The organism is Blastocatellia bacterium (assembly GCA_035275065.1).
In the GTDB taxonomy this organism is placed as follows: Bacteria; Acidobacteriota; Blastocatellia; order UBA7656; family UBA7656; genus DATENM01.
The window spans coordinates 1-15,810 of sequence record DATENM010000079.1; the positions used below are offsets into that span (position 1 = coordinate 1).

At 57.0% G+C, this 15,810-nt stretch carries 23 protein-coding genes; 10 read left to right on the forward strand and 13 right to left on the reverse strand.

Annotated features, from left to right (window positions below; translation table 11 throughout):
• Window positions 1–174 precede the first annotated feature (174 nt).
• Window positions 175–1,008: an SDR family NAD(P)-dependent oxidoreductase gene (locus VJ464_17925; protein HKQ07013.1), complete on the reverse strand. Its 834-nt coding sequence runs from the start codon at window positions 1,006–1,008 to the stop codon at window positions 175–177.
• A gap of 164 nt (window positions 1,009–1,172) precedes the next feature.
• Here VJ464_17925 and VJ464_17930 point away from each other — a divergent pair, with 164 nt between their 5' ends.
• Entirely contained in the window at window positions 1,173–2,276 is a 1,104-nt protein-coding gene (locus VJ464_17930) for a metallophosphoesterase (GenBank protein ID HKQ07014.1), read from the forward strand.
• A 13-nt stretch (window positions 2,277–2,289) separates the two neighbouring features.
• Here the strand turns inward: VJ464_17930 and VJ464_17935 are convergent, their stop codons facing one another.
• Complete coding sequence (locus VJ464_17935) at window positions 2,290–2,769, reverse strand: hypothetical protein (protein ID HKQ07015.1); 480 nt, start codon at window positions 2,767–2,769, stop codon at window positions 2,290–2,292.
• A 302-nt stretch (window positions 2,770–3,071) separates the two neighbouring features.
• Here VJ464_17935 and VJ464_17940 point away from each other — a divergent pair, with 302 nt between their 5' ends.
• Both VJ464_17940 and VJ464_17945 read left to right on the forward strand, forming a co-directional pair.
• Complete coding sequence (locus VJ464_17940) at window positions 3,072–3,377, forward strand: hypothetical protein (protein ID HKQ07016.1); 306 nt, start codon at window positions 3,072–3,074, stop codon at window positions 3,375–3,377.
• Between the two features lie 342 nt (window positions 3,378–3,719).
• Window positions 3,720–4,025, forward strand: coding sequence for a hypothetical protein (locus tag VJ464_17945; protein HKQ07017.1), 306 nt, complete (start codon window positions 3,720–3,722; stop codon window positions 4,023–4,025).
• Between the two features lie 123 nt (window positions 4,026–4,148).
• Here the strand turns inward: VJ464_17945 and VJ464_17950 are convergent, their stop codons facing one another.
• Both VJ464_17950 and VJ464_17955 read right to left on the reverse strand, forming a co-directional pair.
• On the reverse strand, window positions 4,149–5,585 hold the full coding sequence (locus VJ464_17950) for a hypothetical protein (protein ID HKQ07018.1): 1,437 nt from the start codon (window positions 5,583–5,585) through the stop codon (window positions 4,149–4,151).
• A gap of 92 nt (window positions 5,586–5,677) precedes the next feature.
• A complete protein-coding gene (locus VJ464_17955) occupies window positions 5,678–6,274 on the reverse strand; it encodes a hypothetical protein (GenBank protein ID HKQ07019.1) in 597 nt (198 codons plus the stop codon).
• A gap of 381 nt (window positions 6,275–6,655) precedes the next feature.
• Here VJ464_17955 and VJ464_17960 point away from each other — a divergent pair, with 381 nt between their 5' ends.
• The 3 genes from VJ464_17960 (at window position 6,656) to VJ464_17970 (ending at window position 8,292) form a co-directional block, all read left to right on the forward strand.
• Entirely contained in the window at window positions 6,656–7,480 is an 825-nt protein-coding gene (locus VJ464_17960) for a transporter (protein ID HKQ07020.1), read from the forward strand.
• A gap of 79 nt (window positions 7,481–7,559) precedes the next feature.
• The gene (locus VJ464_17965; GenBank protein HKQ07021.1) at window positions 7,560–7,763 is read left to right on the forward strand and encodes an SOS response-associated peptidase family protein; all 204 of its coding nucleotides are present in this window, start codon (window positions 7,560–7,562) and stop codon (window positions 7,761–7,763) included.
• A 109-nt stretch (window positions 7,764–7,872) separates the two neighbouring features.
• Entirely contained in the window at window positions 7,873–8,292 is a 420-nt protein-coding gene (locus tag VJ464_17970; protein ID HKQ07022.1) for a DoxX family protein, read from the forward strand.
• Between the two features lie 51 nt (window positions 8,293–8,343).
• On the opposite strand, the gene VJ464_17975 is transcribed toward VJ464_17970, so the two are convergent.
• The 6 genes from VJ464_17975 to VJ464_18000 form a co-directional block, all read right to left on the reverse strand.
• On the reverse strand, window positions 8,344–8,760 hold the full coding sequence (locus tag VJ464_17975; protein ID HKQ07023.1) for a hypothetical protein: 417 nt from the start codon (window positions 8,758–8,760) through the stop codon (window positions 8,344–8,346).
• Window positions 8,761–8,867: 107 nt separating this feature from the next.
• The gene (locus tag VJ464_17980; GenBank protein ID HKQ07024.1) at window positions 8,868–9,251 is read right to left on the reverse strand and encodes a DUF1801 domain-containing protein; all 384 of its coding nucleotides are present in this window, start codon (window positions 9,249–9,251) and stop codon (window positions 8,868–8,870) included.
• A 172-nt stretch (window positions 9,252–9,423) separates the two neighbouring features.
• On the reverse strand, window positions 9,424–9,948 hold the full coding sequence (locus VJ464_17985; GenBank protein ID HKQ07025.1) for a GNAT family N-acetyltransferase: 525 nt from the start codon (window positions 9,946–9,948) through the stop codon (window positions 9,424–9,426).
• 150 nt (window positions 9,949–10,098) lie between these two features.
• A complete protein-coding gene (locus VJ464_17990) occupies window positions 10,099–10,743 on the reverse strand; it encodes a GNAT family protein (protein ID HKQ07026.1) in 645 nt (214 codons plus the stop codon).
• 231 nt (window positions 10,744–10,974) lie between these two features.
• A complete protein-coding gene (locus VJ464_17995) occupies window positions 10,975–11,358 on the reverse strand; it encodes a hypothetical protein (GenBank protein HKQ07027.1) in 384 nt (127 codons plus the stop codon).
• A gap of 112 nt (window positions 11,359–11,470) precedes the next feature.
• Window positions 11,471–12,148: a hypothetical protein gene (locus VJ464_18000; GenBank protein ID HKQ07028.1), complete on the reverse strand. Its 678-nt coding sequence runs from the start codon at window positions 12,146–12,148 to the stop codon at window positions 11,471–11,473.
• Window positions 12,149–12,609: 461 nt separating this feature from the next.
• Between VJ464_18000 and VJ464_18005 the strand changes: the two genes are divergently transcribed.
• From VJ464_18005 to VJ464_18015, 3 genes are all read left to right on the forward strand, one after another.
• Window positions 12,610–12,864, forward strand: a complete 255-nt coding sequence (locus tag VJ464_18005) for a hypothetical protein (protein HKQ07029.1) — start codon at window positions 12,610–12,612, stop codon at window positions 12,862–12,864.
• Window positions 12,861–13,178: a hypothetical protein gene (locus tag VJ464_18010; GenBank protein HKQ07030.1), complete on the forward strand. Its 318-nt coding sequence runs from the start codon at window positions 12,861–12,863 to the stop codon at window positions 13,176–13,178. The genes VJ464_18005 and VJ464_18010 overlap by 4 nt, the downstream gene beginning before the upstream one ends.
• A gap of 74 nt (window positions 13,179–13,252) precedes the next feature.
• Window positions 13,253–13,570, forward strand: a complete 318-nt coding sequence (locus VJ464_18015) for a hypothetical protein (protein HKQ07031.1) — start codon at window positions 13,253–13,255, stop codon at window positions 13,568–13,570.
• Window positions 13,571–13,581: 11 nt separating this feature from the next.
• Here VJ464_18015 and VJ464_18020 read toward each other — a convergent pair whose 3' ends face one another.
• Both VJ464_18020 and VJ464_18025 read right to left on the reverse strand, forming a co-directional pair.
• Complete coding sequence (locus tag VJ464_18020) at window positions 13,582–13,944, reverse strand: IS1 transposase (protein HKQ07032.1); 363 nt, start codon at window positions 13,942–13,944, stop codon at window positions 13,582–13,584.
• Between the two features lie 20 nt (window positions 13,945–13,964).
• Window positions 13,965–14,339 (reverse strand): helix-turn-helix domain-containing protein, encoded by a 375-nt coding sequence (locus VJ464_18025; GenBank protein HKQ07033.1) that lies wholly within the window; start codon window positions 14,337–14,339, stop codon window positions 13,965–13,967.
• A gap of 460 nt (window positions 14,340–14,799) precedes the next feature.
• Here VJ464_18025 and VJ464_18030 point away from each other — a divergent pair, with 460 nt between their 5' ends.
• Window positions 14,800–15,516, forward strand: coding sequence for a hypothetical protein (locus VJ464_18030; GenBank protein HKQ07034.1), 717 nt, complete (start codon window positions 14,800–14,802; stop codon window positions 15,514–15,516).
• A 95-nt stretch (window positions 15,517–15,611) separates the two neighbouring features.
• Here VJ464_18030 and VJ464_18035 read toward each other — a convergent pair.
• On the reverse strand, window positions 15,612–15,810 hold a 199-nt coding region (locus VJ464_18035; protein HKQ07035.1), incomplete at its 5' end, for an ATP-binding protein.

The following is a 15,810-nucleotide window of genomic DNA, read 5'->3' on the forward strand; positions in this document are numbered from 1 at the left end:
CGTTAGGAGCGCGATGTTTATAGTTATCGAGTCGGCTGGTTCTTCAAGCTCCGTAGGAGCGGAATGTTGACATATCGCCCCTACGGGGCCTGGTTCTTTGTTATCCCCGGTGACTATAAACATGGCGTCCCTACGGGACTGAAAACTGCCTCCTGCTTCCTGCCTCCTGCTTCCTCACACATATGATCCGCCAGTGACCAGGACCACCGCGCCGGTGACGTAGTCCGAAAGCGGCGAGGCCAGAAACAGCACAGGGCCGGCGGCTTCGTCCGGCGTGCCGGCGCGTCCGAGCGGGATGAAATTCTTCGCCATATCGATCATGGACTGCGGGATGCCCAGCTCGACCTCTTTGTCGCCGCGCGTGATCTTCTCTTGCTTCTCTTTCGCCTGCGTCAGCCGCGTCTGGATGAAGCCGTAGGCGACGGCATTGACGTTGATGTTGAAGCGCCCCCATTCTTTCGCCAGCGTCTTGGTGACGCCGACAATGCCCATCTTGCCGGCGGAATAGTTCACCTGGCCGGGATTGCCGGCGACGCCCGAAGTCGAAGAGATGTTGATGATCTTGCGCTGCACGCGGCGGCCTTCGGCCATCTCCTGCTTGGCGACCTCGCGCATATAAGGCGTCGCCGCGCGAATGATGCGGAACGGCGCCGTCAAATGCACATCGATCATGGCGTACCACTGCTCGTCGGTCATGTTTTGAATCACCGCGTCCCAGGTGTAGCCGGCGTTGTTGACGATGACATCAATGCCGCCGAAGGCTTCGGCGGTTGTCTTGACCAGCCGGTCGGGGAACTCAGGGTCGGTGACGCTGCCGGCGCAAACGATGGCGCGACCGCCCTCGTCGTTAATCTCTTTCGCCGTCGCCTCGGCGACCTCCGCGTCAATGTCGTTGATGACGACCGACGCGCCGTGCTGAGCGAAGAGCGTGGCGATGCTCTTGCCAATGCCGCGCCCGCTGCCGGTGACGATTGCCGATTTGCCTGTGAGGAGCCTGAAGTCTGTCATAGTTTTTCTCCGATGCTTTTAGATAGTGATGAACCAAGCCGAAGATCATACACAGAACCGACGCCCGCTTTCAAACTCTAAGGCCCGCGAGAAAGTCCGTGTCGCCTTGAAAAAGTCACTCGCCTTGGTGATACTGCGGGGCGATGAATAACACAAGATACCGTATGCCCCTTCTCCTCCTGGGTCTCTTTCTCGTCAGCAGCGCCGGCCTGTCGCAGGTTGTCGGGCAGAGCAACAATGCGCCGCCCGCGCAAACCGGCGGCGCGCGGGAATGGCGCTTTGCCGTTTCCGGCGACTCGCGCAACTGCGGCGACATCGTGATGCCGGCCATCGCCCGCCAGGTCAACGGCAACCAGTCGCAGTTCTACTGGCACCTCGGCGACTTCCGCGCCATCTACGATTTCGATGAAGACATGCAGCGCCGCCCGCAGACCGCGCCGTTATCGATCATCCGATATGAGCAGACGGCCTGGGACGACTTCATTCAAAATCAGGTCGCGCGGTTCAACGTGCCGGTCTTCCTTGGCATCGGCAACCATGAGACGATCCCGCCCAAGACTCGCGCCGAATACCTGTCGCAGTTCGCCGACTGGCTGAATGCGCCGGTGCTGAAAGAACAGCGGCTGCTCGACAACCCGCGCGACCACCGGCTCAAGGCTTACTTTCATTGGGTGCAGAACGGCGTCGACTTCATCAGTCTCGATAACGCCACGCCCGATCAGTTCGACAGCGAACAGTTGGTCTGGGCCGAAGCCGTCCTGGCACGCGACGAGGCCAACCCGAACATCAAAGCGGTGGTCGTCGGCATGCATCAAGCGCTGCCCGACAGCATCGCCGCCTTCCACAGCATGAGCGATTACCCTGTGGGCTTGGAGAGCGGCAGGCGCTTGTATGCGCGCCTGCTCGCCTTGCGGGATCGCGGCCTCAAGCAAGTTTATGTGCTAGCCAGCCACTCGCATTTCTTCATGGACGGGATTTTCAACACCGAATACCTGCGGGCGCATGGCGGGGTCCTGCCCGGCTGGATCATCGGCACCGCCGGCGCGGTGCGCTACAGTTTGCCTAAGAATGCCAGTGACGCCAAAGCCGCACGGACCAATGTGTATGGTTACTTACTGGCGACGGGGAACCCGGCGGGCGAGCCCGAAGGGACGATCCGCTTCGAGTTTCGCGAGATTCATGAGGCGGACGTGCCGCCTGAAGTGCTTCAGCAGATGGGCGCCGAGCTGGTGCATCAGTGCTTTGAAAAGAACTCGCAAGCCAGGTGAGAAGACCGCAGCATTACGAATTCTCCGTCGCATCGATGATGACGAAGTAAGGCTCGTCGAACAGCACGTCGCGCGCGAACATGATGATGTTCGACGTGGCTTGAAAGTTAACCGGCCGCCCGACGAAGCGCTGGAGCCGTTCGCGCAGCGGGTTTAAGTTCGGCGCGATATGCGGCGCTTCATCTCCGAGCGGTTTGGTGTGCAGGGTCGGAATATAGAACTCATCATCGTTCCAACATTTCATCGCCTCACCGCCGATGAGGGTCACATCCAGATCACTCGTGCCTTTGCCGTCAGCGTCAAAAGGTCGGCCATCCTTAAACTTCTCGTTGGTGACGACGCTGCCGCGCAGGGCGACGCCTGTGCCTGCGGGCAGCCCTTCGCGCAGCTCGGCTTTGAACGCCTCGAAGCGCTGCGGATCGCCATCGAATCCGAGCCGCACGATACGGTCAAGGATTTGCTCATCCGTCATCTCTTTCACGTCTTGGCTCATCGTCAGGGTTTTGCTCCTCCAAGTTTTATGCTCAAACGTTGACTTCGCCCTTTCACAAGAGCGACAGGAATGATTTTGCAATTCGTGTTCCCAGGACAACAAATGAAAACCGGTGGTGGGCGGGCTCTATTGTCGGTCATCTGTCGTCGGGGCGGCAGGATTGTGATACACCCAAGTTGAATGATTCTGCGCCCGCTACGTTCTCACCGCAAACCACTACACTTTCACGCGGTTGCAGCCGCCTGATGGAGCGCTCAACTTCGCCCTAATACGCTCCATTACGGGATAGCCCGGTCAAGAAAATGTCACAGAGGCGCAAAGCGAAATCGCTCACCGTCAAAGGCGATGAGGCGACAGCCTACGAGCAACTGCGCAAGTGGGTGGGCCGCGATGACGCCGCGCGCTTCGTTCTGTTGGTGCTCGGCTCGCGCCCGGTAGTCGTCAGTGAGCCGGACCCGCCAAAGTGGTTCGTGCCGTCTTCATCGCGGACCGGTGAGTTTCACGTCGTTGATATTGAGCTGCGTGTCTGCGACTGCTCAGGAGCGAGTGCTCTTATGATTCCCAAACAGACGTGTGGCGCTCCTTCTTCGGGCTTATCAGAATTGTAAACTTGGACGGGGTAGGGTTGGCCACCCGGCCCCAAAGGAAACGGGACTCCTGATGGTACCAGTGGGTACGCGATTGGCGATTTTCAAATTTTTGTTAAGGGCGAATGCCGCCGATGATAGGTCGTCGTCGTCGTTAACCGTTCGCCCGTGATCCACGGCAAGGAAGGCGCTCTATGCCCCGCCGATGTACCGTCTGTATGCACCCCGACGCACACGACATCAACCTGGCCATTTTGCGTGAGAACGGGTCGAAGAGCGGGATAGCGCGGAAGTTTGGATTGTCGGACGATGCGTTGACCCGGCACGCCGAGAATCATCTATCTGCACAACGGCAAGCCGGACATGTTGATTGATGCTAAGAATGTCGGCGCATTGCTCAGCCTGACGGCGAAGACCGTCCTCTCGAACTGGCGCAAGTTGAAACTCCCCGCGCCCATCGCGCTCGGCGACAGCCGGAATGCGACGAAGCGCTGGTGGCTGGGTGACATCCAGCAGTACGTGGATGATCTAACGTGTCGGCGGGACGTACAGCAAAAAGTCATAGCCCGGATTGCTGCCGAGCACCGCAGACGTCACAAGCGCGTGAAGGCGGGCCAGGAGAATGGCGGCGAGCGCGGGGACAAAAGCCGGCAGGTCACTTCCCGCTAACGAGACGGCGTGGCTGCCCGTCCCGATGAGCAATGATGGTTGCGCTGCCGCGCCCCATTGGGGCTGTAGTTATACGGCGTGTTGAGCTGTAAATACCCTTACCGGGCTGATCCTTTACCGCCATTACTGGCCGCTTCTCATGTATTCGCAATATCTCGCCCGTACCTCTTCGCCCGGACCAAAATCCCGCATGAAAATGAGGGCTTTGCCGACTGCCACCCGGTGGCTCAGATTGCTGAAGTCTAAGTCCTTTTTCCCCAGGCAGGATTTCGCCCACTCAACTGGTCTCTTATACGGGATATTCAACGCATTGGCCAATGGTCTGAACAAGTCCCAGCCACCGTTCAGGTTCAGGTCATTATTAATGTCCTGCATGCCCTCCTGCACCAAACGACGGTTGGCCGGATCATCAAGGATTTTCTGCACATTGCCCTGCTCAAACTCGACCATGCGAAGGTCGAATTGTAAGGGCGGGATCGGCCCCGATTGCGGTCTAAAGGGGTCCATCGGGCATCCGCTCTCGAAGAGCCTTCTGATGACCGCCATGTTAGCGGCGAACAGCCTCTCATTGATAGCCAGAATCAACTCCTTAGAGGCCTCGTTATGGATATTTGCCCCAGGAAACTCCTCGACGGCACCCAGATTTCGGCGGTCAGTCACTTTGTTGGCTGCTCGAAAGAAGCTGATGTTCTTAGTGCGTGGGTCACTCGCAAGGATGCGGGTGACGGCATCATAATAGCGGCTCCGCTCATTAATGCTGCGATAACGCGTCGGGTCACCCTCCACGGTCGCTATGATCGCTTTTTGCTCCTCGGTGTTCGGCTGCGGGGACCTTCGTAAAGGGGCGGAGCTGTCGGCCTGTCCGATATACCGCAGGTATAAAGGGTTCTGAAGCGGATGCTGTTGGCAGGGGGCTTGATCCGCCGACACATCAGGCCGCCACCCGGAGGCGCCGTCTGTAAGGAGCTGCAAAGTCTCGACGCAGGATTGTTGGAAACATTCCTCAGCCTCCTGGAGAATTCCTTGTATTTTTTGCTCCCACCTCTGCACGGCCTGATCGAAGGCTTGCAGTGAGACGGGGCGCCGTGCCGGGCTTTGCCCGGACGTGAAAAATATCAGCCGCTCGTACACCTCGCCACGCGCCCGTGGGTTCGGGCGGGCAATTTGCGCCCTCCTCAACAGCTCGATGCCGATCTTCAAGGTTCCCATCGGACAACTGAAGCACGACGCCAGGGCTTGATAGGCCCTATCCTCTACAGTCTGCCAACGGTCTGACATCACCAGCTCAGGATTGGCAGCCGCTTCGCGATACAGGTCGAGAGCCTTCCGCGCTTCGCGGCATTCGGTCGCTAATATTGTGATAATCGAATACTCGTCCGGAAGCTCGTCCTGTTGCTGAGCCCCTCTTTTAGGGGCGGGCGGGCGGCGCTCCTGTTGGGCTCCTCCTCTGAGGACGGGTGGGCGGCGCTCCTGCCCGATCAGCATGCCGCTTACTAAAAGCAGCACTGCGCCTATGCGGAAACCGGGAAGCGCGAACATCCGATGGAACCGTTTCGACATAAGACACCTCCTTAAACTTGCAAAACGGACGTGGGGTAAAGGCCGAAGCCGACTCTCCCTGCGCGTACCGCTAGAGTAGCTCTCGCCATCAGCTACGGCTCGCCAGCCATTCTGACCTGCGAATGAATGCCTATCTTTCCGCTTTTCAGATAGGCGGTTCGCAGGGCACGATAGCAACGCTCTGCCCGCTGCAACCGGTCTTCGGCCTGCTTCAGAAGTTTCTGATGCCGTATGAGCAGGTCCGCCCCCCGCATCGCGTCTGAGCTAGCCCGCGCCTGGCGGAAGAGATTATCCGCTCGTTCAATCATCCCCCTGGCTGCAGCGAGCGGCACCGCGCAGCGTTTTAAGCTTTTAAGGGAAGATGGCAGCGCCGCATATGCCTTTTCCCATGCCGCCTGCGCCTCACGCCAGGACTCCAGCCTGACTCGCAAGTGACCATTCATCGAGTCCGCGTCCTTGGTGATCGTCAGCAACCCCTCAAATGCTTTGAAGGTCTGGTTGATCTGGTCTTGTTCATCAGGATTGGCGTTGGGACTCTGCGCCGCTTGTGGTTCAGGATTGGCGGCGGGCGGCGGCGCACCGGCTGCGTTGGGGATCAGCCAGAGCGCGAGGCTGGCTGCCATAGCCAGTCGGGGAAAGATGTAGAGGTCTTGCTGCCGACGCGCCGGGGCGAAACTTTTCTGCGTCATGCCGTACCTTCTAGATGCTGGAAATAGCAGAATCAAAATGGCCGTCCGGCCCGAAGCAAAGCGGACTGTGCTTGAGAAAGCCGGGCAATTATACAACAGTCGATGAAAGGATAAAATCTCCCAATCGGATGTCTGGCTACAGGCACATCGTAATGGGTTACGCTCAATGAGGTCGAAAAAAGAGGCGAACCGGACAGCCCCGCTAAAGGCTACTACGTCGGCCCGCCTCGCTCACACGATGAGCAATCAAGATTACGTTGCGCGGCCTCCGCTGGAACACACTTGTAGTAAGGTGCTTCATCGCTATTTTGTCAATTTAGACGATGAGCCTTTATACTGTTTATCGTGACGCTTGGGACATCATTTAGGGACTAATGTTCAGTGGATTATCACCGAGCGACTTTCGAGATCAAGCTGCTCCTTGCTTTCAGCGTACTCTTTTTGCTCTTTCCCCCGACTGTACGGGGCCAGCTTCCCTTCTACACCGATGATGCAGACACAACGGACACAGGTAAGTTTCACTTTGAATTTTTCAATGAGCAGGACATCCTGCAAAAGACTCTCTACCCGGCTAAGAGACAGAACAACGCCAACTTCACCCTCAATTGCGGCCTTACTAAGAGGATCGAACTGGACATTAATGCGCCGCTTCTGACCGTCTTCAACGCCAACACCTCCCCGTTAGGCAATCCAATAGGAATCGGCGATACCCAGTTCGGGATCAAGTATCGCTTCTATGAGGAGCGTGATGGCTCCCGGCTTCCGGCAATGGCCGTTGTCTTTTATCTGGAGGCCCCGACCGGAAGCACCTCAAAACAGTTAGGTTCAGGAGTGACCGATTACTGGCTCTATGGGGTAGCGCAGAAGTCACTGACCAAGAAAACCAAATGCAGGTTAAATGCTGGCATCCTTTTTGCCGGGAATACCTCCACCGGTCTGGTCGGCGTTCGTACGACAAAAGGGCAGGTCTTCACTGGTAATAGCTCGATCACTCACGACTTCACGTCAAAGCTCAGATTAGGGGTAGAAGTCTTCGGCGCGGTAACCAACAACTTTCAATTAAGCAAAGGGCAGTTGGAAATTCAAGTTGGCGGGAATTACGCTCTCAATAAACAATTCGCCCTGGCCTTTGGTGTACTTGGAGGGCGTTTCCCCGGCAGCCCAAGAGTCGGTGCATTACTGGGCTTTGCCTATGATTTCAAGTAAGTCGCTCTGACGGTGCTTCTATCTGACGGGGCCAGCATAAAGGGCAGGCGAAGTGCGCTAATATGTAACGGAGCGGACGATGAAGCCCATTCACGAACGAATGCCGGTTATCATTCCGAAGGAGAATGAGGATTTATGGCTTGACCCGCAGGTGCAGGACACAGAAGTCCTGCGGAGCCTATTGCAGCCCTACCCTGCGGAAGAGATGCAAGCTCATCCAGTGTCGAAGCTGGTAAATTCGCCGGGCAATAACTCGCCTAACTGCATCAAAGCAATCAGCTAAGAAAGTTAAGGGGAGCATGGCGGTTGGTTGCAATGCTAGAGATGAACTGGCGCCGTAGAAGCGAACGATCTGCTAATGTCTGCCTATGCCTTTGAAGGACAAAAATGAAATGAACATGAACCTTGCCGCGCACGTCACATACTTTCTACTCCGCGTCGTGGCGGGGTTCCTATTCTCTCAGGCTGGCTGCGTGATCCTGTTCGGTTGGTTCGGCGGTATGCCCGACCAGCCCAGCCCGCCGCCTTTGATCTCGCAGACGGGCATCGGCGGGGTGCTGGAGTTCTTCGGCGGCATCTTGATTATGCTCGGCCTGTTCACCCGACCTGTTGCATTTATCCTTTCGGGCATGATGGCGGTCGCATACTGGCAGTTTCACGCGCCGCTCGGCGGGTGGCCGCTCCAGAATCAGGGGATGCCAGCCGTGTTGTTCTGCTTCATCTTTCTGTATATGGCGATGCAGGGTGCGGGCGACTGGGGACTCGATGCCCTCCTTCGTCGTAAACGTGCAGCCACCACAGGCACGCACTGAGAGGAAGAATAGGCATTAATAATCAGCAGCCCGAAAATGGCAAGCCACGACTTACGCCTGGCGAAGATTAGCATTGGGGATACGACGCGACAGCCATAGTAGATATGCACCGATCACAACATCAACCGAGAAGCAGAAAACGGCATACCAATCAGGAACGCCAGCGTTCGTGATGAACTGACTATGCGTCAAGTCGTACAGCCCGTGAAGTATCCAGAATGCACCGACCACGACCGCTGACTGACGCACGCTCACAAAGGCAAAGATCAGCCCGGCTACAACAAACGGAATACCGTAGATCATTTCTTTGACGCCCACAGCCTGCTCACCGGCTTGTAGTGCAAAGAATGCGTATAAGCCAGGCAGAGTGAGCAGACCTAATGAATACAACCAATGCTGCCCGCAAATGATCCGTGCCGAGACTATCGTGAGAACACCTACCGCGACACCAATGAGGGCCTCAATCACGACTCTCTCCTTCCTTTAGACGCATAACGCTCGTGTTCAGCGGGGCCGCGCGTAACGCTGGTGGAACCCCGTGAAACTCGCTTCGCGGCCTCCGCTGGTTGCCTTTGTTAGGCGCGTCCATGCCGCCGACGCCTCGCCTCCAATAGCTCCGCCTTAAGCAGCCCACGCAACGCCGGATTACTTACTGCCTCCTCATCCCCCAGCTTCACATGCCTCAGATTCTTTCCCGTGCCCTCAAGCAGTCCTTTCGGGTCTGGCAATGACGTTCCGTGATTGAAACCTAAGTTCACACGTTCTTTGTGCGGCATGAGGAAGAACACTAATCCAGCCATCTTGTTTCCCTCCAATCCATACCTGATGACTTTCAGCACTGGGTAGACATGCTCTGACACGTCAGGCACAACGTCAAAGATCAGAGCGCGCACTCTACGTGCGATGGCCTGGATATTGGGATGGTAGGAAGAGAGTAAATCATCAAATTCTGTGCTCATCTGTTTACCTCGCAAGATTTATATAGGTGGATGCCTTATAGAGCCTAACGAACACGCATCAGCGGGGCCACGAGCGGCCATCAAAGACACCGTAAGAAGCCCGCTGCGCGGCCTCCGCTGCAACGCATGGTTGGGCTGCGCTCATTTGGAAACGCGCGTTCGTGGACCTTCGCTATAAGCATGGGTAACGGTAGATCACAGAAGGTGCGCCGAAGAACTCGACTGACTCGCCCGCAACGGCACCGAGCGACGACGCGACACGGATAGATGCCGTGTTCGCCGGACGGATGATACTAGTGATCTCGGTGCGTTCCAGCGTTTCACGGGCGTATCGCAGCGCCGCTGCCGCACCTTCGCGCGCGTAACCCTTCCCCCACGCCCACCGTCCGAGTGTATAGGCGATTTCGAATGCAGGAAACCCTTCGGGATTCAGGCACCCGATACGCCCGAGGAACTTGCCGGATAGGCGCTCCTCAACGGCCCAGAGGCCGTATCCCCGCAACACCCAGTGTCCGGCGAACATCGCGAGCTGCCGCCACGCTTCGCTTCGAGTCAGTGGCCGCCCATCCATAAGATGGCGCGACACATCAGGATCGGCCATCATCTCGGCGTACGGCTCGAAGTCATCGGGAGCGAAGCCGCGAAGCAGGAGGCGGTCAGTGGTAAGCTGCGGGACTTGAAGGATGGGTAAATGCATCAATAACACTCTCCTTTGGATAGATCGTTACACCAGACTGCCCTTCAAAAAGAGTCTGTAGCAGCCCAACGCCCAGGTTCACCAGGCCGGCGCGAGCCCGCTGGACGAAGCCGAAGCATCTGTGTGCGCCGGCTCCGGTGCAACCTGTAGTTAGATCTCGCCCTCGTTACCCCGCGAACGCGCCCCGACACCCCCGCTGCGCCGACGCTCGTGCTCGAGCAGACGTCCCACGAGCCGAGCTTTCACCGCGAGCCACTCGTCCGAGAGGATCGCGTAGTACACCATGTCGCGTGCTCGTCCTGTGTCCGCGATCAGATGCCTGCGGAACCTGGCCTCCTCGACCGCACCGATCCGCGCCAGCGCCGCCTGTGACCGCACGTTCAACGCGTCGGTCTTGAACACCACCCGCTGGACGCCGAGTGACTCGAAGGCGTGCGTCAGCAGCAGGAGTTTCGCTTCGGTGTTCGCCGCCGTCCGTTGGAACGCCGGCGTCACCCACGTTGCCCCGATCTCGAGCCGGCGGTGCTGCGGCGCGATGTCCATATAGCGCGTGCTGCCGATGACCGCGCTGCTCGCTTGATCAACCATCGCGAACGGCAGCGCGGTCCCCTGGCGCTGCGCCTCGAGAGCGGCGGCGACGTACCGCAGCATTGCCTCATGCGTATCAATGGCCCTGGGTTGGAGTTCCCAGAGTTCTGGAAACAGGCCCACGCTTGCGAGCGCGGGGACGTGGTCCAGCTTAAGGGGTACCAGTCGGACCGCACGGCCTGTGAGGGTAACCGGTTGGATCTTCATTATCGGTCAACGCGTCCTCAGGCGTGTGCGCTGGTCATGACTTTACATTCAGATGGTTTTATATGCATATGGATGCTTCCACTACCTGTGTCTGCATATGTTTGTTTGCCGCTCCCAGCGTACGTTCCGGCGCCTGCTAGGGCGCAAGATATATCACAATCGACTGGGCAAGTAAAAGCAGAAGCGCCGCGATGCTAGGAAGGGACGGGCCGGTGGCGTACATCCTACCGCTCACCTCGCTTTCCGCCTGGTGTTCTCGATGAAGCGGGTAACGCCCTGGCGGTAGGAGTCTGACAGTTGGAAGACCTGCTCGATGGCGTGTTGTGCGTCAACAGTCGCCTTCCAGCCGTCCCCTTCTTTGACGCCAGTGGTGGCGTTTTGAATGATGCGGCTCAACATCTTCGCGCGGGTGGTGCGGGCCAACTCGCGCAGCTTGTCAATGTCGAGCGTCTTCCCCGCGTCGTAGGCTGCGACGAGCTGGCCGGCGATCTTGTCCAGGCTGTTAATCGGCACGCCCCAGACCCACTTTCTGATTTCGGCTTCGGCGATCCGTTGAAAGCCGCTCGCCTGGCGGGCGTCTGTGCGGCCTTGATTTTGGGTTTTCTCTTTGGTCATGTTCTTGATGCTCCTTGCGCGCCTTCAAATGGTGCGCGGGTAGACCAGGGCAGGGGTTGAGCTTGCGTGGCCATCCCTGCCCTGCGCCATTTGTGGTGAGCCTCGTGGCTCGCTACTTGACTGTGAGCACTTCGAACACGACAGGCGGCGCGCGCGGGCTTGCCCTCGGAGATGCGCGCGATTTGATGATGACGGGTCGCATTCTCAGCCGCGGGCCTGCCGCCGGCGTCGAGTGATGAATGATGAATGATGAATGATGAATGATCGGCTCGGCCCCTTCGCCTCTTGCCTCTTGCCTCTTAATGACGACTGAGACATGGGCCGTCTCTGTCTGTCTCAATTCGGCGGCGGTCTCCTGCCACTCTGGATAAGCGTTTGCAATCGGCGAAGCGACGGCGACCGCAGACGCGGCCCGCGCCTCATCGATGCGGCCAAGCTCGCTCAACTCAACCGCCAGCGCGTTGCAGTACAACGGCCAAAGATACGGCTGCAACCGCGCGACGGCGCGCACCATCGGGCCGATAGACTGGAAGCGGTGCAGGCTGCCGGCGTGGTCGCCTTCGATTGCCTGGATGGTCGCAAGCTGCATAGCCGCGCCCGCGAAGGTGAACGGGTCAACCTGCCGGCTTGCCTTCATCGCCTCGACGTGCAGGCGCGCGGCCTGCGACAAGTCAAACTCCCCGCAGAGCGCCGCGATGATCATTTCTTGCTGTACGTCCTCGCATATGTCGGGCGGCAAGCCGGGCGGCAACGCCCGGCGGATCAGCTCAAGTAGCGCCGCGCCCATCATTGCCGCTTGTGTGGCCCTGGCGTGCTTCGTCTTCCAGTGCGTCGTCTTCGGCTTTGGCTGTATCGGGCCTGAGCATCCCCGCCCGCATCGGATACATTTATACCTCTGCTTTCCTTTGTCGATTCCCTTTTTGTGTGTGCGCCCCTGACAGTATGGGCAGCGTCCGGGAACGGTTGCGGCTAGGCGGGGCGGGGCGCTGCGAGTGCAGCTGCGCGGACAACGGCTGCATTGGAATCCCCTCCCGTGACGGTGCATTCGGCGGCGACAGCGCAGACAGTATGGATTGGGTAGTAGTGCCGGACGCCGCTGCCTGCTCCCTTGGTCTTGATACGAGCGCTTACATTCGCGGCATCAAAAAACAAAAGTAACGTTAATGCTGGTATGGTAGTGGTCGAAAAACTAGCAGAAGGGCTAGAATCCGACTTGATGGTTTCCGCCATTGCGCAGTACGATACAACGCTATGGCAAAGAAAGGTGGTCAGATGCTCACTGTTAAGCAAGTGTCGGAATTGACGGGCGCGGCACCGTCAAGCATTCGTGTTTGGCTCAGTGACGATGCAGAAAGGAAACGGCGTTTCCCTAATGCGGTCAAAGAAACACCACCAGCCGGGCCGGGTTATTGGCTTATTCCTGAGAGTGATGTTGCGGGATATGTGAATCCCGGTCAGGGTAGGCCAGCATTAAAACCCATTGCTAAGAAAGGCAGGGCGAAATGACCAACGAACAGATGGAGCGCGCCATAGAGTTCCTGCTCGATCACCACGCCAAGATGAGTGCCGACATCGAGCGCCACTCGGAGCAGATCAGCCAGCTAACGCAGGTGGTCGGCTCACTCACCGGCGACGTGCAGGCGTTGACCGGCAACATCGAGGCGATGCGCGAAGAGATGCGGGAAGGCTTTAACCGGCTGATCTCGGCCAATGAGCAGACTACCAGGCTGATGGAGCAACTCACCATGCTCGAAGTGAAGAACAGCCAGCGCATCACCGGCCTGGAGCGGCGCGTCGACGATATCGAGCCAAGACCATAGCGATGGCGCTGATTGGCAAGAACCCATTACCCCTGCCGGCCTACAGCGGCGCGCTGGTGATGTGAACAACCGTTATGATGAACACACCTGAACACATCGCATACCACGAGTCTGGGCACGCGGTAATGGCTTTTTTGTTCAAACGTAAGCTTCAGATGGTGACTATCTCGGCGGGCACGCATGGGGCAGATGCACGGGTGCTGGGGTTTGTTAGTCATACCGACAGCTCAAGGCCAAGAATGCAGATCGCTTACAGGGAAAATGAGCGAGGAGATTTTGAACCCTGCCACATATCTGACGAGCCGCGAAAAAGCGAGAAGCGGAAGATCGCCGAAGCCAAGCGGGGAATCCTTATTGCGGTCGCCGGTGCGCTGGCTGAGATGCACTTGTGACGCGGGAGTGACTAAACACGCATCGTTAGCGCATCAGTGATGTGGGCCGGGTATTTCGGGAAAGCCTGCTTGCGTAGCTGGCGTTTGTTGTAGAAATGCACGAACAGGTCAACGGCTCGTCGCAACGCCTCAATGCAGCGCGACAAGCACCTCGACTTTCGCGCCAGCCTCGCCAAGTAATGCCGCAGGTCAGCATTAGTCCCTTCTCCCGAATAGGTCTCACTCTTGTCCCACATCGCCGTGTGCTTGCCCCAGTAGCTCAACTCTCGATAGGTGTTGAACGCATCCGAATAGTAGCGCAGAGCGTGCGGGGCTTGATCAATGAGTGACGGCAACAGCTTCGGCGTGCGCTCGAAACAGACCTCATAGGCCACGATGCAGCGCCTCACCCGATCTACGACCGTGCAGATGTAGGCTTGTTTTTTTTACTGCCAACGAAAGTCAACAGCTCATCGACTTCGGCCGTCTCGACCGTAGCAGGATGCGAGTGTTTAGGGCCGCTAGCGTCTAGCTGCTGATGATAAGCCTTGATCCAGTTAGCAACCGACTGATGATTGACCGAAAGGATTCGGCCAATGCGCCGCTGGTTGGTGCCTTCAAGATAGAGGCGCACGGCCTGTCGGCGTAGGGCGTTGGGGTAGCCATTGAGTTTGGGTTCTGGTGTGGAGTGACGGTTGCACTCCCGACATTGAAAACGCTGGCTGCCGGCGCGGTTCAGTCCAGCCTTGATCTGTCGAGTTGTCGCTTGGCAATAAGGACATTGATTCATCTATTCACTTATAGCTTACCGATGCCAGTTTAGTCACTCCCAAGAATAAAAACCAGTTGACATTTAAATATAGTTATGATAACAACGGGAAATAAGGATTTTAGCTGTATCCTTCTCAGTAATCTTTTAGGAACGGAAGGAGAACATCTTGACACCCAACACCACGCTGAAAGATAGATTGCTGAATGTGGCCTTTTTTTTCTTAATGGTAATCGGCGTGCTTCTATTTAACAGCTCGCCCGTTATCGAGAGTACAGCCAACTGCAATCCGCCTGTAACCTGTTTCGGTGGTGATTGTTATTTCTATGATGCCTTTTGCAGAATTAATTGCAGTAGCGATTCTTGTCTTCAAGGCTTCCCATGTATGTGTTTCTATAGTCAGGGAACCTGTGAAGACTCACAATTTTGTTATACGGCTGAATGTATGCCTGCCGTCGCATGTTAACTAGGAGGGGTGACCATGCAAAGGATATTTCGGGCTTCCTGCGTAGTGTTTTTTGTAATCGGCGTCGTCTCACTCTCGCTGGCTTGGCGAAAAAGAGAGGCTGATAGAGGGGCTGATGTAGAGCCGTCCCGTTCTTTTGTGGCAGTTTACTATATAGCCCATACCACTCCTGATGGCCAACAGACGATTACATCATGGCGCACTCGATATGTGAAAGCCAACGGCGAATTTAGAGTTGTAATGCACGGCACGGATAAAGCCGCTGCTTTTGCCTATGATGCCGAAGGCACTTCGGGTACGTCTTCATCGGTTCTGGCCGGCATGAATGAAGGTGTTTTTGTCAAACCCGCTGGGTCTGATGAGCGCAAAGCATTAAGCACGCCCGCCGCTGAGAAATCATGGGACGCCTCGGTTCCCGAACGACTCAATAGACAGTTTCATTCGCACGCTTTTCTGCGAAATCATCCGGCATTTGTCCGCATGGATAAGTTTCTCGGATACGACACCTATGTCATGAAGACAGTCGCCGACGGGTATTGGGTTGAACAAAGTTTCTCTCCCGTAATTGGTAGGTTCCCACTCCGCAGCGTTACGCACGAACTTGATGGAAATGAATTTACGGCTGAGGTTGTTAAGATAGACTTTAGAGAGGTGCCTGACAACTTGAACGATGACATCAAGGCTCTACCCCATACGGGGCATCTTGGAGATAAAGCTCCTGCCAAGCAGTAGAACTCCAATTAGCGTCTGACACAACTTCGATTAACTTTGCGGAAGGAGAGGCAGCTTGTTACTTGCCTCTCCTTCCGTTTCCTATCCGTAAAGCCTTATAGTAATAGTGCCCTGACCAGCCAAGGTGTAACCCGGCGTTCTGGACATAACAGAATGATGTTGTGCGCCCCGGCGGTGGCGACTTCGATGGCGCGCTTGGCATGCGCCTGACCGCGCACCTCGCGGAAGTCTTCGGCGTAATCGTCCAGGTGCGCGAGCAACGATTCGACTTCGATCTCAAGCGGCGCCATCGGC